The 13,272-nt window shown below is 61.4% G+C and carries 16 protein-coding genes; 7 read left to right on the top strand and 9 right to left on the bottom strand.

Annotation, left to right across the window (positions count from 1 at the left end; genetic code table 11):
- Positions 1 to 83 precede the first annotated feature (83 nt).
- Complete coding sequence (locus BXU06_RS10015) at positions 84 to 401, top strand: DNA-binding transcriptional regulator (RefSeq protein WP_077299159.1); 318 nt, start codon at positions 84 to 86, stop codon at positions 399 to 401.
- A 396-nt stretch (positions 402 to 797) separates the two neighbouring features.
- Here the strand turns inward: BXU06_RS10015 and BXU06_RS10010 are convergent, their stop codons facing one another.
- Complete coding sequence (locus BXU06_RS10010; protein ID WP_077299157.1) at positions 798 to 1,283, bottom strand: universal stress protein; 486 nt, start codon at positions 1,281 to 1,283, stop codon at positions 798 to 800.
- A 224-nt stretch (positions 1,284 to 1,507) separates the two neighbouring features.
- On the opposite strand from BXU06_RS10010, the gene BXU06_RS10005 reads away from it, so the two are divergent.
- Genes BXU06_RS10005 through BXU06_RS09995 form a run of 3 tightly spaced genes read left to right on the top strand, consistent with a single transcriptional unit; the run spans position 1,508 to position 3,234 of the window.
- Positions 1,508 to 1,963 (top strand): thioesterase family protein, encoded by a 456-nt coding sequence (locus tag BXU06_RS10005; RefSeq protein WP_077299155.1) that lies wholly within the window; start codon positions 1,508 to 1,510, stop codon positions 1,961 to 1,963.
- Positions 1,960 to 2,376, top strand: coding sequence for a hypothetical protein (locus BXU06_RS10000; protein ID WP_077299153.1), 417 nt, complete (start codon positions 1,960 to 1,962; stop codon positions 2,374 to 2,376). The genes BXU06_RS10005 and BXU06_RS10000 overlap by 4 nt, the downstream gene beginning before the upstream one ends.
- A 3-nt stretch (positions 2,377 to 2,379) precedes the next feature.
- On the top strand, positions 2,380 to 3,234 hold the full coding sequence (locus BXU06_RS09995; RefSeq protein WP_077299151.1) for a MoxR family ATPase: 855 nt from the start codon (positions 2,380 to 2,382) through the stop codon (positions 3,232 to 3,234).
- A gap of 104 nt (positions 3,235 to 3,338) precedes the next feature.
- Here BXU06_RS09995 and BXU06_RS09990 read toward each other — a convergent pair whose 3' ends face one another.
- Positions 3,339 to 4,910, bottom strand: a complete 1,572-nt coding sequence (locus BXU06_RS09990; RefSeq protein WP_077299149.1) for a ferredoxin--NADP reductase — start codon at positions 4,908 to 4,910, stop codon at positions 3,339 to 3,341.
- A gap of 191 nt (positions 4,911 to 5,101) precedes the next feature.
- On the opposite strand from BXU06_RS09990, the gene BXU06_RS09985 reads away from it, so the two are divergent.
- Together BXU06_RS09985 and BXU06_RS09980 are read left to right on the top strand one after the other, a co-directional pair.
- Positions 5,102 to 5,482, top strand: coding sequence for a DUF1924 domain-containing protein (locus BXU06_RS09985; protein WP_216352459.1), 381 nt, complete (start codon positions 5,102 to 5,104; stop codon positions 5,480 to 5,482).
- 62 nt (positions 5,483 to 5,544) lie between these two features.
- On the top strand, positions 5,545 to 6,057 hold the full coding sequence (locus BXU06_RS09980) for a diheme cytochrome c (RefSeq protein WP_253189441.1): 513 nt from the start codon (positions 5,545 to 5,547) through the stop codon (positions 6,055 to 6,057).
- A 100-nt stretch (positions 6,058 to 6,157) separates the two neighbouring features.
- Here the strand turns inward: BXU06_RS09980 and BXU06_RS09975 are convergent, their stop codons facing one another.
- The 7 genes from BXU06_RS09975 to BXU06_RS09945 all read right to left on the bottom strand — a co-directional run bounded on the left by BXU06_RS09975 (position 6,158) and on the right by BXU06_RS09945 (position 11,502).
- Positions 6,158 to 7,417, bottom strand: coding sequence for a 6-phosphofructokinase (locus BXU06_RS09975; protein ID WP_077299145.1), 1,260 nt, complete (start codon positions 7,415 to 7,417; stop codon positions 6,158 to 6,160).
- Between the two features lie 132 nt (positions 7,418 to 7,549).
- On the bottom strand, positions 7,550 to 8,206 hold the full coding sequence (gene adk, locus BXU06_RS09970) for an adenylate kinase (protein WP_077299143.1): 657 nt from the start codon (positions 8,204 to 8,206) through the stop codon (positions 7,550 to 7,552).
- Between the two features lie 39 nt (positions 8,207 to 8,245).
- The gene (gene kdsB / locus BXU06_RS09965; RefSeq protein ID WP_077299141.1) at positions 8,246 to 9,004 is read right to left on the bottom strand and encodes a 3-deoxy-manno-octulosonate cytidylyltransferase; all 759 of its coding nucleotides are present in this window, start codon (positions 9,002 to 9,004) and stop codon (positions 8,246 to 8,248) included.
- Positions 8,997 to 9,185 (bottom strand): Trm112 family protein, encoded by a 189-nt coding sequence (locus tag BXU06_RS09960; protein WP_077299139.1) that lies wholly within the window; start codon positions 9,183 to 9,185, stop codon positions 8,997 to 8,999. The genes kdsB and BXU06_RS09960 overlap by 8 nt, the downstream gene beginning before the upstream one ends.
- On the bottom strand, positions 9,166 to 10,209 hold the full coding sequence (lpxK, locus tag BXU06_RS09955; protein WP_077299137.1) for a tetraacyldisaccharide 4'-kinase: 1,044 nt from the start codon (positions 10,207 to 10,209) through the stop codon (positions 9,166 to 9,168). Before lpxK ends, BXU06_RS09960 begins: the two co-directional genes overlap by 20 nt.
- A gap of 263 nt (positions 10,210 to 10,472) precedes the next feature.
- Positions 10,473 to 10,886 (bottom strand): biopolymer transporter ExbD, encoded by a 414-nt coding sequence (locus tag BXU06_RS09950; protein ID WP_077299135.1) that lies wholly within the window; start codon positions 10,884 to 10,886, stop codon positions 10,473 to 10,475.
- A gap of 10 nt (positions 10,887 to 10,896) precedes the next feature.
- The gene (locus BXU06_RS09945) at positions 10,897 to 11,502 is read right to left on the bottom strand and encodes a MotA/TolQ/ExbB proton channel family protein (RefSeq protein WP_077299133.1); all 606 of its coding nucleotides are present in this window, start codon (positions 11,500 to 11,502) and stop codon (positions 10,897 to 10,899) included.
- A 382-nt stretch (positions 11,503 to 11,884) separates the two neighbouring features.
- On the opposite strand from BXU06_RS09945, the gene xseA reads away from it, so the two are divergent.
- On the top strand, positions 11,885 to 13,234 hold the full coding sequence (gene xseA / locus BXU06_RS09940) for an exodeoxyribonuclease VII large subunit (protein WP_077299131.1): 1,350 nt from the start codon (positions 11,885 to 11,887) through the stop codon (positions 13,232 to 13,234).
- Positions 13,235 to 13,272: the final 38 nt, after the last annotated feature.

The following is a 13,272-nucleotide window of genomic DNA, read 5'->3' as shown; positions in this document are numbered from 1 at the left end:
CTCACTATGTGTTTGGAATTTTTCCAAATCTGACTTATAACCTGAGTACGGGGCGTACGCTACCAACGACGAGAGGAAATGTTATGAAACTGTTTGAAAAAATCCCGAACCCACGGGAAATCCGCCGCAAGCTGGGCCTGAACCAGCAAGAATTCTGGAGCAAGATCGGGGTAACCCAATCGGGTGGCTCCCGCTACGAATCGGGCCGCAACATGCCCAAGCCGGTTCGTGAACTGCTCCGTCTGGTGCATATCGAGCAGGTGGATCTGTCCAAGGTCAAGCGCGAAGATTTTGAAATCATCGAGTATCTCAAGGACACCCATCCGGATCTGTACAAGAGCCTGCGTAAAGCCGTCAAGGCCCAGGCCGACATGCAATCCGACGCTGTCACCTCGGCTTGAGCCGGCATGGTGCCGGAGAGGGTTTGCTCAGTTGACTGGCCGGAGCCCGCAGCCCGGCATGGCTATCCTGTCATGCCAGACTGTTACACACCGCCCAGCAATAGCAGGCCATCATCAGCACCCAACGCCTGACTTCAGCCCGCACACGTCACGCACTGCGCATATTCAGGGGCAAAACGGAGAGCAGCCAAGCTTGTTTTTCGTGCTGAGTATTGCCAGCGCATGATTGAATGCGCAATGGCCTGTGATTCGATGACATCTTCCTTGCCCGGTTGGCCCCGTGGCCAGGCAGATGATCCAGCGGACACAGGCCATTGTGCGTTTATCATGCCACCCAGACGATACCGTCTGCAGCAGGCTGCGCCATGCCACCCCTGCAAACCGGATGCTTGCCGCTCAAATCGACGGCATAGCAACTGTCTCAGTCACCGGACCGGTTTCATTCGAGCGCACCAGCATCACCGGCACCGAGGCTTTTTTCATGATGCCTTCAGCCACACTGCCCATCAGCAGATGCATCAGCCCGGAAAACCCGTGAGTGCCCATCACAATCAGTTCGGCATGCTCGGCCTCTGCTTCCTGCACCAGCACCTCGGCCATTTTGTCGCCCCAGCTTTCCAGCAGGGTGGCATTGCACGGCAGGCCGGCGGCTTCCACCAGCGACGACGAGGCATTCAACACCGCTTCCCCGGTGGCCTTGATATTGCTCTGTAGTTCAGACGCATCGAGAAACTCGGTGCCGCCCCAGCCAAACTGGGCCAAATCCACCACATGGGCCAGCAACAGGGTAGCCCCGGTGTGCTTGGCCAGACGCATGGCTTCTTCCAGTGCCCGACGCGACGTGCTGCTGTCGTCAACCGGGACAAAAATCCGTTGATACATGGCTCACTCCTTGAAAATGGCATGCTGCGCCCACAGAACAGGCCACGCCCGCCACAGCGGCCAGATTGTGCCAGACCCCTGTGCAGCATGGATGAAACCCTTTCATCGCATGCAAACGCCACAGAACAGGCTTTCAGTCTAGCAAAGCCAGCCCTTGGCCTGTTGATTTAACACAAGGCCACGCATACACTCGATCGTATTTTCCACCCTGACTGGAGTTAACCTTGGCCCGTGTCAAGCTGACCCTGCCGGACGCCTGCCATTTCCAGACCGAAGTGGCTGTGCGGATCGGCGACATCAATTATGGCGGCCACCTTGGCAATGATGCCGTGTTGTCGCTCGCCCATGAAGCGCGCCTGCAATACTTTAAATCGCTGGGCTACAGCGAAATCGACATTGAAGGCGTGGGCATTGTGCTGGCCGACGCCGTGGTGGTGTACCGCGCCGAGGCCTTTCATGGTGAACAACTGACCGTGCGCATCGCCCTGGGCGACTTCAATCCCTACGGCTTTGACATGTTCTACCAGCTGGACAATCAGGCTAGTGGAAAAGAAATTGCCCGCATCAAGACCGGTATTGTGTTTTTTGACTACCAAACCCGTAAAATTGCCCCTATTCCGTCGCGTTTTCTTGAGCGCGCCGGCTTGACCGAACTGGCTGTCCCAAAGGAATCTGCATGAAAAACTACGCCCCCAACAGCCCGCAGGCAATTGCCCGCATCCTGTGTATGTTCATGATGGGAGACGGGGTGATGGACCCGCGTGAACTGGACAGCTTTGAGCGTCTGAGCCTGTTTTCCCTGCTCAACCTGGAACGCAAGCAGTTCCTGACCATTTTTCACGACTACTGCAACGACATCAGCGATGAAGCCGAGCCCGATGGCAGCATCCACCTGATCGACCGCGCCCGCGCCGACCTGCTGCTGGACGAAGTGAGCGACCCGCAAAAACGCCTGCTCACCTGCGCCATCGCGCTTGACCTGTGCAAGGCCGACGACACCATCAGCGAGCCGGAAATGGCCCTGCTGCAATACATGATGGCCAAATGGCACATCACCCTGGATACCCTGGAAGAAGAATTCATTCGGCAATAATCCATGCACACCCTGTTTAGCGGCACCGAACACTATGTGGCCACCGATGACCTGATGATGGCGGTCAATGCGGCCATCACCCTGCAACGCCCGCTGCTGGTCAAGGGCGAGCCAGGCACCGGCAAAACCATGCTGGCCGAAGAAGTGGCCAGGGCGCTGGGACGAGAACTGATTGTCTGGCCAATCAAATCCACCAGCAAGGCCCAGCAGGGCCTGTACGAGTACGACGCCGTGTCCCGCCTGCGTGACGCCCAGCTGGGCGACAGCCGCAGCCGCGACGTGGGCGAGTACATCATCAAGGGCAAGCTGTGGGAAGCATTCGACGCCGACCAGGCACCGGTGCTGCTGATCGACGAAATCGACAAGGCCGACATCGAGTTTCCCAACGACCTGCTGCGCGAACTCGACCAGATGGAGTTTTACGTCTACGAAATCCGCCAGCAGGTGCGCGCACGCCAGCGGCCAATTATCCTGATTACCAGCAATAACGAAAAAGAACTGCCCGACGCCTTTTTGCGCCGCTGCTTTTTTCACTACATCCGCTTTCCCGACGCCGACACCCTGCGCCAGATCATCCAGGTACATTACCCCGACCTGCGCGAGCAACTGATTGCCGAAGCGCTGGAAGTGTTTCTGGCCGTGCGCGAATTGCCCGGCCTGAAGAAAAAACCCTCCACCTCGGAACTGCTCGACTGGCTGCGCCTGCTGGCCGACGAACGTTTGACCCCCAGCAGCGCCCCGCTGGCGGCCAGCCTGGCCGGCAGCAGCGCGCCGCCACACGCGGGTGCCCTGCTGAAAAACGAGCAGGACCAGCATCTGCTCGACCGCTTGATCGGGCTGATGAAAAACCGTCGTTAACACAACACCAAGCAACCCCGCTCAGCTTGCGCACACGGCCCTGGCGGCGATTTCACTGACCCTGAATCGCCGCCAGGGCCGTTGTCGTGGAGGGTGGTCAGCGCTCAATACTGCACCGTCACCTTGGCTGACACTGCCTCAGCCTGGCAAGCCAGTATCCAGCCCTCGGCCAGTTCGGCAGTACTCAGCGCACCATTTTCCCGCAGCCGTACCTGCCCGGAAGTCACCCGGCACTTGCATGCCCCACACGCCCCTGAGCGGCAGGCGCTGGGCGGCTGCAGACCATGCTGCTCCATGGCCGTCAGCAATACCTCTCCAGCTGCCACTGGCAACTGGTGGGTGTGGCCATCCAGCGTCACCTGCAGTGTGCTGGCTACGCCACCAGGGGTGGGAGTGCCAACCTGGGCAGGCTGAAACTGCTCCTGATAAATCCGGCTGGCCGGCATGCCAGCCGCCAGCAAGGCACGCGCCAGTTCAGCCATCAGCGCCTGTGGGCCGCACAGCATGGCATTGGCGTGCGTCCAGCCCTGCACCCGAGGCAGCAGCGCCAGGCGGTCCAGCCGGCCATCCTGTGTATCCAGATGCCAGTGTACCGACAGCCGCTGTGGGTAGTCGCGCTGCAACTGGGCAATTTCCCTGGCAAAAATCACCGCATCGGCCTGGCGATTGGCGTAAATCAGCCGGATGTTTGCCTGGCCGTCATGCAAGGCGGCGCGCAGAATCGAATACACCGGGGTGATGCCGCTGCCTGCGGCAATCAGCAGCAGATCATGTGCCAGCGACGGGGCCACAAACTGCCCTGCCGGTGCCCGCACGCGCAAGTGGTCTCCCGCTTGCAATTGGTCGTTCAACCAGTTTGACGCCTGGCCACCAGCCACCCGCTTGACGGTCAACTGCCAGTCCGCATCGTGCGGCGCGCTGGACAGCGAATAACAGCGCCACACTGGCGCTGACGCCAAGGGCACCGCCACGGTCAGAAACTGGCCAGGCAAAAATGTTGCTCCCTCTGCTTGTGCCGGTCGGCGCAAGCGGATATGGCAGACTTGGGCACGGGGGTCACGTTGTACTGCCAGCACCTGCAGCGACATCAGCATTGGCGCTGCCAGCGGTGCTCGCGCCGCTTGCGGGCCGGACGATGTCGCGCTGGCGGCCTGCGCTGGCGTGCTACCGCGTACCAGCGCCCACGCCTGACGGCGGTTAAACAGCAGCAACCAGGCCAGATGCCCGCCCACCAAAGCCAGTGCGGCATTGGCCAGTGCCTCGTGAACTTCATCGCTCTCGCTCAACCAGCGGCTGAGGGTATGCGCGCTGAATTCGCCTCCCGAATCTGCCTGTGCGGCAGGAATCAGCCTGGCCATGCCATCAGACAGCGCGGCACGGTTGTCCACCAGGGTCAGCCCCAGCCCCAGCGTGGCAGCAAAGCCCAGCAAGGCACTCAGGGTAACCATCCGCCCCAGCGCCCCTACTGGCTTGCGCCAGGCCGGCCCCGATGGCCACAGGCGTGGAAACCCCCTGGCCTTGAACAGCGCCAGCAGCAGGCGTAGCCCCAGTAACAGCAACAAGCCATAGCCCAGCCAGACATGCGCCAGCTCGGCATCTTCGCCGGTCAGATATGCGGCGGCAAACACCAGGGCCAGCACCCAGTGATAAAAACGAAAACGGGAAAACGGCTTCATGACAGATCAGCTCCTGCACAGTCAAGGTATCGCCATCAGCTTAAAGCGCTGAGCTTAACCGGGGATTAGCGGCGTCCACAAAGCACAAAATCCCTGAGTATCAAGAGGGTTAATCTACTGTTAAGTTTTCTCGACCAGGATAGCCAGACTGACTATGTACCAGGGAGTTTTCGATGAAGTGTTTCATTGTCATGGGATTACTGCTGTCGGCCAGCCTGGCCCAGGCCAACCCTGCCTTGCTGAAAGACTATGAACAGCAGGTGCGCCAAGCCAACCCAGCGTTTGCCGGGTTTGCTGCCGAACGTGGCAAGGCCTTGTATTTTCGTGAATCCAGTGCCAGCGGCAAGCCGATGCAGTGCGCCACCTGCCACAGCAGCGACCCGCGCCAGCCGGGTAAAACCCCCGCGTTTCGCCCGATTGAGCCGCTTGCCCCGGCAGTGACCCCCACCCGGTTTACCGACAGCAAGAAAGTGGAAAAATGGTTTCGCCGCAATTGTGATGATGTGCTGAAACGTGAATGCACCGCGCAGGAAAAAGGTGATTTCATCAGCTGGATCGTTACCGTGAAATAATCCCTGGCCCGCTGATTGCCCAACCTTTCACCCCGATTGATTCATGCATTCAAGAGCACACCATGACCTGGACACGCGCCCCGATATTCTTGCTGGCCATGACCCTGTGCAGCAGCCTGGCTTACGCCGATGATGATGACCACCACCATGGCTATGGCAAACGCCCGAAGCAGCTCAGCGTGGGCCAGGTGCCTGCTGTGTGGAAAACCGAATGTACCAGCTGCCATATGGCTTATCCACCCGGCCTGTTACCCGCTGCGGCCTGGCAGCAGCAGATGGACACGCTGAAAAACCATTACGGCAGCAATGCCACGCTGGATAAAAAAGACGAACAGGCGATTCGCACCTTTCTGGCGGCGGCATCGGCGGTAAACCGTTTGCCGCTGGAGCCATCGCGCAAGGCGGGCGAGCCGCCACGGATTACCACCACCGCCTGGTTTGTCCGCAAGCACGACGAGGTGCGCGCTGAGGTATGGCGGCGTCAGTCTGTTGGCAGTGCCGCCAACTGCCTGGCCTGCCACAGCGGCGCAGAAAAAGGGGATTTTGACGAGGACCGGGTCAAAATCCCGCGTTGAGCGGACTGGTCGAAGTCCGCACAAGCACAGAGGCCCCGACGCTCACCGCGTCGGGGCCTCTGTGCCGTGAGCCTGTCACCCGCCTAGCGGGTGGCATGGCTTATACCTTGAACGCAGGCAGTTTGGCTGCTACCGCCTGATTTTGCAGGCGCACATACTGCGGCAGGCCATTGGCAAACGGCGGGAAGGCTTCGCCCTGAATCAGCGGTGACAGGTAACGGCGGCAGGCGTCGGTGATATGGAAGCCATCGGCGCTGATAAACTCAGCCGGCATGAATTTTTCCACATTGGCCACGTCCTTCAGCTCAGCCACGCCGATATGCCAGGTATACGGGCTGTCGGCTTCGCGCACCACCGTCGGCATCACCGAATTGGCACCGTCAAGCGCCAGTTCCACCGCCTTCTGGCCCAGCGCATACGCCTGATCCACGTCCACTTGCGAGGCAATATGGCGGGCAGCGCGCTGCAGGTAGTCGGCCACTGCCCAGTGATATTTGTAGCCCAGTTTTTCCTTGACCAGATTGGCCACCACCGGTGCCACCCCGCCGAGCTGGGCATGGCCAAAGGCGTCTTTCAGCCCGGTTTCGGCCACAAAGCTGCCGTCCGGATTGCGGATGCCTTCCGACACGCCCACCACGCAGTAGCCGTATTCCTTGACGCAGGCGTCCACCTTGGCCAGGAAGGCGGTTTCGTCAAAACGCACTTCCGGGAACAACAGGATATGCGGCGGCTCGCCGGCCGCTTCGCTGGCCAGGCCACAGGCAGCGGTAATCCAGCCGGCGTGGCGGCCCATCACTTCGAGGATGAACACCTTGGTCGAGGTTTTGGCCATCGAGGCGACATCGTAGCCGGCTTCGCGGATCGAGGTGGCCACGTATTTGGCTACCGAGCCAAAGCCGGGGCAGCAATCGGTGATTGGCAAGTCGTTATCGACGGTTTTTGGCACATGGATGGCCTGGATCGGGTAGCCCAGGGTTTCCGACAGCTGCGACACTTTCAGGCAGGTGTCTGCCGAGTCGCCGCCGCCGTTGTAAAAGAAATAGCCAATATTGTGTGCCTTGAACACCTCAATCAACCGCTCGTATTCGGCCTTGTGGCTTTCCAGGCTTTTCAGCTTGTAGCGGCACGAGCCAAACGCACCGCCAGGGGTGTGTTTGAGCGCGGCGATATCGGCGTCGGATTCCAGGCTGGTGTCGATCAGGTCTTCGGTCAGCGCGCCAATAATGCCATTGCGGCCCGCATACACCGTGCCGATTTTGTCAGCATGGCGACGGGCGGTTTCAATTACCCCGGCTGCCGAGGCATTGATGACGGCGGTGACGCCACCGGATTGAGCGTAGAAAGCATTTTTCAAGGTCATGACAGAGCAGGCCCACAGGCAGTTCACAATCCGGCGATTGTAGCAAAAAGCCCCGCCGGGCAGGAGCCAGACGGGGCTTTTTGTGCCAGGCAGCACGCACTAAGGCGCACCGCGCAGACGAGAGGCGCGGAATCAGGCACCCAGTGCGCGGAACACCGCGTCGCGGATGCCATCCACCGAACCCACGCCCGGCACCTTGACATACTTCGGCGCAGTGGCGTCGCCGCTGGCGGCCATCTTGGAGTAATACCCTACCAGCACTTCGGTTTGTTCGTGGTACACGGCCAGACGCTTGAGCACGGTTTCTTCGCTGTCGTCATCGCGCTGGATCAGCGCTTCGCCGGTTTCGTCGTCCACGCCTTCCACCTTGGGCGGATTGAACTTGATGTGGTAGGTGCGGCCCGACCCCACATGCACGCGGCGGCCCGACATGCGTTCAACAATTTCGCTGTCCGGCACGTCGATTTCCACCACGTAGTCGATGGTCACGCCAGCGGCCTGCATGGCGTCAGCCTGCGGCAGGGTGCGCGGAAAACCGTCAAACAAAAAGCCGTTGGCGCAGTCCGGCTGGGCAATGCGGTCCTTGACCAGGCCGATGATGATTTCATCCGACACCAGACCACCGGCATCCATGATCTTTTTGGCTTCCAGGCCCAGCGGGGTGCCGGCCTTGACGGCGGCGCGCAGCATGTCGCCAGTGGAAATTTGCGGAATGCCGAATTTATCTTTGATGAAATTGGCCTGGGTGCCCTTGCCGGCGCCCGGTGCGCCCAACAGAATCAGTTTCATTGAGTGAGACTCCACTTGTAGGATTGGCGGTCGTTATGATTATGAGTGAAACAGGGCGCGCACGCGGGCGAGGTCTTCTGGGGTGTCCACCCCGCCTGGCGGCGCCTGGTCAACCACGCCAACCGCGATGGCGTGGCCGTGCCACAGTACGCGCAATTGTTCCAGCGCTTCGATGGCTTCCAGCGCAGACGGTGCCAGTTCACGGTAGTGACGCAGAAAGCCGGCGCGGTAAGCATACATCCCGATATGGCGCAGAACGGGTAGATCTGGCGGCAGCGCGTCGGTGCGGTGGGCAAACGCGTCGCGGGCGTAGGGAATCGGAGCCCGACTAAAGTAAAGCGCATGACCGTGGCGGTCAAGCACCACTTTGACGATATTTGGATTAAACATGTCTGCCGCATCATGGATGGGATGCGCCAGCGTGGCCATCGGCGCTTCGCCAGCGGCCATCAGCGCGGCCAGCTGGTCGATCAGCGCCGGGTCGATCAGCGGCTCGTCGCCTTGCACATTCACCACGATGTCATCGTCGGCCAGCGCCAGCAGGTCGGCCATTTCTGCCAGCCGGTCGGTGCCGGACGGATGGTCGGCGCGGGTCAGCCGGGCGGTCACGTCATGTTCGGCGCAGGCGTGCAGGATACGCGCGTGGTCGGTGGCCACCACCACCTCGCGCGCGCCGCTTTTGGCCGCCTGCTGCGCCACGCGCACCACCATCGGCAGGCCGGCAATGTCGGCCAGGGGTTTGTCGGGCAGGCGGGTAGAGTGCAGCCGGGCCGGAATCACCACCCGAAAATCAGCCACCGCGCACCTCTTCGCTGGCCGGCAGTTCACGGGCGTCGCTTTCCAGCATCACCGGAATGCCATCGCGAATCGGGTAAGCCAGGCGGTCGGCCTTGCAGATCAGTTCCTGCGCGGGCTTGTCAAACACCAGCGGGCCTTTGCAGACCGGGCAGACCAGAATTTCAAGCAGCTTGCTGTCCATGGAGCAGTTCTTTCAGCGTGGAAACCAGCCAGTCGGCCAGTTCGGGGTCGAGCTGGGCGGTGACTGGCAAAACCCAGAGTTTACCATTATCGAGCGCTCGCCATTTAACCGCGTCCTTGCTGGTGATTACAATCGCATCGGCGTCGTCGGGCAGGTCGGCGGCGGTAAAGGCATGGTGATCGGCAAATGCCAGGCAGCGCGCTGGCGTCAGCCCTTGCTGGCGCAGGGTGGCAAAAAAGCGTTGCGGATGGCCGATGCCGGCCAGCGCCACCAGCCGTTGTCCGGCAAATGCGGCAGCCTGGGCGGTCTGCTCAGGCTGGGCCAGCCGGTACAGCGCACCGGGCTGCAAATGCATATGAAAACAGCGCGGATGCACCGGCAACCCGGCTGGCCTTGTCTCGCCATTGATCACAATCGCGTCCACCTGCGCCAGCCGGCTGACCGGCTCGCGCAGCGGCCCGGCAGGCAGCAGCCGGCCCGTGCCAAAACCACGCCCGCCATCCACCACCGCCAGCTCGATGTCGCGCGCCAGTGCGTAGTGTTGCAGGCCATCGTCGGCCAGAATGACATTGACCTCGGGGTGGGCGGCCAGCAGCGCGCGCCCAGCCTCGCTGCGCCGGCGGCCAATCGCCACGGCAAAGCCGGCCTGGGCGTAGAGCAGCGGCTCATCGCCCACCAGGGCCGGGCTGTCTTCGGCTCCGACTGACTGCGCCTGCCGCGCTGTGCCGCCATAACCCCGGCTGATCACGCCGGGGTGTAGCCCGGCAGCGTGCAGTTTAGCCAGCAGCGCCAGCGTCAATGGGGTTTTCCCCGCACCGCCAACATGGATATTGCCGACCACCACCACTGGCACCGGCAGCTGCTCACGGCGCAGCAGGCCGCAGGCAAATGCGGCGCGACGCAGAGCCGCCAGCGCGGCAAACAGCCAGGATAGCGGAATGGTCCAGAGTGCCAGCCATGGGTCGCGCCGGCCATGCCAGAAGGCTTGCAGACGCTCAGAGAAGGTGTTGGGAGTATCGGACATAGTGTGAGATGGCAGCGCGGCAGATGCCTGGGTGCAGCGTGAGCGGAGCAGAAAAAACCGCCTGGCAAGGCATCTGTGTGCGATTTACCCAGCAGGCTAGGCGCATGAGGGACGCGCTGATTTATTCAGAAAAACCGTTTTTGCCAAAAACAAAACCCAGTAAAATCAACACCCTGGATTCCCGCCTTCGCGGGAATGACGATTTTTTCAGCGTATCCTGAGATAAAGCAACCAGGCTGGGCTGGCCGCTTTATCCCGACGGCTTACTGCGCTGCCGGTGCCTGGGTGGCGAAGGTCAGCTTGCTCAGGCTGGACTGGCGGGCGGCTTCCATCACCGACACCACCGCCTGATGCGGCGCCTTGCCATCGGCCTGAATCACCACCACCGGGTCGGCCTGGCTGCCAGCAGCGGCTTTCAGCGCGTCGGCCAGCGCCGGGCTGGCCACAGCCTGATCGTTTACCCGGTATTCACCGGCTGGATTGACCGCCACGCGGATTTCCAGGGGTTTTTCCAGTGGGGCATCGGCGCTGGCGGTGGGCAGGTTGATCTTGAGTTCGGCAAAGCGATTGTAGGTAGTGGTGACCATCAAAAAGATCAGGATCACCAGCAGCAGGTCAATCAGCGGGATGAAGTTGATTTCCGGCTCTTCGCGCTTGCGGCCTCGGCTGAAGTTCATGCCGATCTCCTTAACGGTCGCGGTCGCCGTGGACCACGTCCACCAGATGAATGGCCTGCTGTTCCATGCCCACCAGCAGCGCATCCACCTTGGCGCGGAAATGGCGATAAAAGATCATGCTGGGAATCGCCACCACCAGGCCAAAGGCGGTGTTGTACAGCGCCACGGAAATACCGTGCGCCAGCTGCTGCGGGTTGGTACCGGTCGGAGTGGTGGCACCAAACAGTTCGATCATGCCAATCACCGTGCCCAGCAGGCCCAGCAGCGGGGCCATGGCGGCAATGGTGCCCAACGTGGTCAGAAAGCGTTCCAGCTCATGGGCGACGGCGCGACCAGTTTCTTCAATCGCTTCTTTCATCACTTCACGGCTGGCGTGGTGGTTTTTCAGCCCGGCGGCCAGAATGCGCGCCAGCGGCGCGCCATTGGCCAACTGTTCGGCCAGGCTGCGCGATTCGCCGGCCTGCAGCCGGGTGAGCACGTCTTCCAGCAAACCGGCAGGGGCAACCAGGCTTTGCCGCAGACTGTAAAAGCGCTCGAAGATGATGGCCAGCGACAGCACCGATGCCAGAATGATGGTCCAGATTGGCCAGCCGGCCGCTTCGATGATCGACAACACGCAAGACCCCTTTGAAGTGCGTAGACAGTACAATCTTCTTACTCTACGCTAAGGTTTTGCTTGCGGCAACCCAGTTGACGCAATTGCCCGACCGAACACAGGGCTGATAGGCCCATGTGCAGATAAACAAATGGTTTTTCAGGGTTTTTTCCAGCCATCCACATAATCTGTGGATAACCATGTGGACAAACCTTGGGCGAACGGCTAAACCCCGCGTCTGGCAAGGCTTTTTTCTGGATTGCCCATTTGCTGGGCAGTTGGAACAATTGCTTTAAAAACAAATACTTGATAAATACACCCCCGGTTCATGACAAACCCCTCTTGACAGATTGATTACAAGGAAAAGGGGTGTGGATGACTTGACAAAGCGCAAGGATGCCCAATGCAGGCTGTTTTTCCCGAACTGGTCAGCGTGACCGAACTCAATCGCCTGGCCCGTGGCCTGCTGGAACGTGGCTTGCCCCCCCTATGGGTCAGCGGTGAAATTTCCAACCTCACCCTGGCTGCCAGCGGCCACGCGTATTTTTCACTGAAAGACAAGGGCGGGCAGATTCGCGCGGTGATGTTCCGGGGCCGGCTGGCCGGCCTGCCGTTCCGGCTGCGTGAAGGCTTGCAGGTGGAAGCTTTTGGCCAGGTGTCCTTATATGAGGCGCGGGGCGACTACCAGATTCAGCTGGACATGCTGCGCGAAGCCGGGCTGGGCCGCCTGTTCGAGGCATTCGAGCGACTCAAGCAAAAGCTGGGGGCCGAAGGACTGTTTGACCCGGCACGCAAGCGGGCGCTGCCGGCATTTCCGCGCCGGATCGGCATTATCTCTTCCGCCAGCGGTGCCGCCCTGCGCGACGTGGTCAGCACCCTGCGCCGGCGCATGCCCAGCATTCCGGTGCAGCTCTACCCCACCCTGGTGCAGGGTGAGGCGGCCCCCCGGCAGATTGTGGCTGCGCTGGAGCAGGCCGCGCTGCGCGCCGAAGTGGACGTGCTGATTGTCTGTCGCGGTGGCGGCAGCATTGAAGATTTATGGGCATTCAACGACGAAGCGGTGGCGCGTGCGCTGGCCGCCTGCCCGATTCCCACCGTCAGCGGCGTTGGCCATGAAACCGATTTCACCATTGCCGATTTTGTCGCCGACCTGCGTGCGCCCACCCCAACCGGCGCAGCCGAACGGGTGTGCCCCGACCGGCAGGCGCTGGCTGCCGAACTGGAACAACGCCACACCCGGCTGGCGCGCGCCATGCAGCGCAGCCTGCACACCCGCATGCAACGGCTGGACGGCCTGGCGGGCCGGCTGATTCACCCTGGCGAGCGGCTGCGTCAGCAAGCGCAATTGCTGCAGCGCGACCAGCAGCGCCTGAGCCTGCAGATGCAGCGCAGCCTGGAGCGCGCACGCTGGCAGCTGACGCGCTTGAGCGAACGCCACGCCCGCCTGCGCCCACAACCGGCCCGACACCAGGCGATGCTGGCGCATCTGGCCGACCGTCTACACCTGGCCATGCAACGACAGCTGGGCCAGCAGCGCCAGCAACAGCAGCATCTGGCCGAACGCCTGGCGGCGCTCAACCCGAATGCCGTGCTGAAACGTGGCTACGCCATGGTAGAAAACCGCAAGGGCCAGCCGGTGCGCAGCCCGGCCCAGCTCAAACAGGGCGAGCGGATCATCTTGCGCCTGGCCGAGGGACATACCGAGGCGGAAGTGCGCCATCCGGATGGCGGGCAGGGCAGTTTCGGGTTTTAAGCGGGAACTCGGGCGATACCCATAACGCATCGGGTGGC

The sequence above is a fragment of the Aquaspirillum sp. LM1 genome (genome assembly GCF_002002905.1).
Lineage (GTDB): Bacteria > Pseudomonadota > Gammaproteobacteria > Burkholderiales > Aquaspirillaceae > Rivihabitans.
The sequence above is the reverse complement of the archived record's forward strand: the minus strand, read 5'-3'. Positions and strand labels throughout refer to the sequence as shown.

What these genes read in the sequence shown, in the direction of transcription:
- BXU06_RS09995 (WP_077299151.1), top strand. Translation starts at nt 2,380, where the DNA reads ATGCACACCCTGTTTAGCGGCACCGAACACTATGTGGCCACCGATGAC.
- BXU06_RS10015 (WP_077299159.1), top strand. Translation starts at nt 84, where the DNA reads ATGAAACTGTTTGAAAAAATCCCGAACCCACGGGAAATCCGCCGCAAG.
- BXU06_RS09975 (WP_077299145.1), bottom strand. Translation starts at nt 7,417, where the DNA reads ATGACCTTGAAAAATGCTTTCTACGCTCAATCCGGTGGCGTCACCGCC.
- BXU06_RS09950 (WP_077299135.1), bottom strand. Translation starts at nt 10,886, where the DNA reads ATGAACTTCAGCCGAGGCCGCAAGCGCGAAGAGCCGGAAATCAACTTC.
- BXU06_RS09985 (WP_216352459.1), top strand. Translation starts at nt 5,102, where the DNA reads ATGGGATTACTGCTGTCGGCCAGCCTGGCCCAGGCCAACCCTGCCTTG.
- BXU06_RS09990 (WP_077299149.1), bottom strand. Translation starts at nt 4,910, where the DNA reads ATGAAGCCGTTTTCCCGTTTTCGTTTTTATCACTGGGTGCTGGCCCTG.
- xseA (WP_077299131.1), top strand. Translation starts at nt 11,885, where the DNA reads ATGCAGGCTGTTTTTCCCGAACTGGTCAGCGTGACCGAACTCAATCGC.
- BXU06_RS09980 (WP_253189441.1), top strand. Translation starts at nt 5,545, where the DNA reads ATGACCTGGACACGCGCCCCGATATTCTTGCTGGCCATGACCCTGTGC.
- BXU06_RS10010 (WP_077299157.1), bottom strand. Translation starts at nt 1,283, where the DNA reads ATGTATCAACGGATTTTTGTCCCGGTTGACGACAGCAGCACGTCGCGT.
- adk (WP_077299143.1), bottom strand. Translation starts at nt 8,206, where the DNA reads ATGAAACTGATTCTGTTGGGCGCACCGGGCGCCGGCAAGGGCACCCAG.
- BXU06_RS10000 (WP_077299153.1), top strand. Translation starts at nt 1,960, where the DNA reads ATGAAAAACTACGCCCCCAACAGCCCGCAGGCAATTGCCCGCATCCTG.
- lpxK (WP_077299137.1), bottom strand. Translation starts at nt 10,209, where the DNA reads ATGTCCGATACTCCCAACACCTTCTCTGAGCGTCTGCAAGCCTTCTGG.
- BXU06_RS09960 (WP_077299139.1), bottom strand. Translation starts at nt 9,185, where the DNA reads ATGGACAGCAAGCTGCTTGAAATTCTGGTCTGCCCGGTCTGCAAAGGC.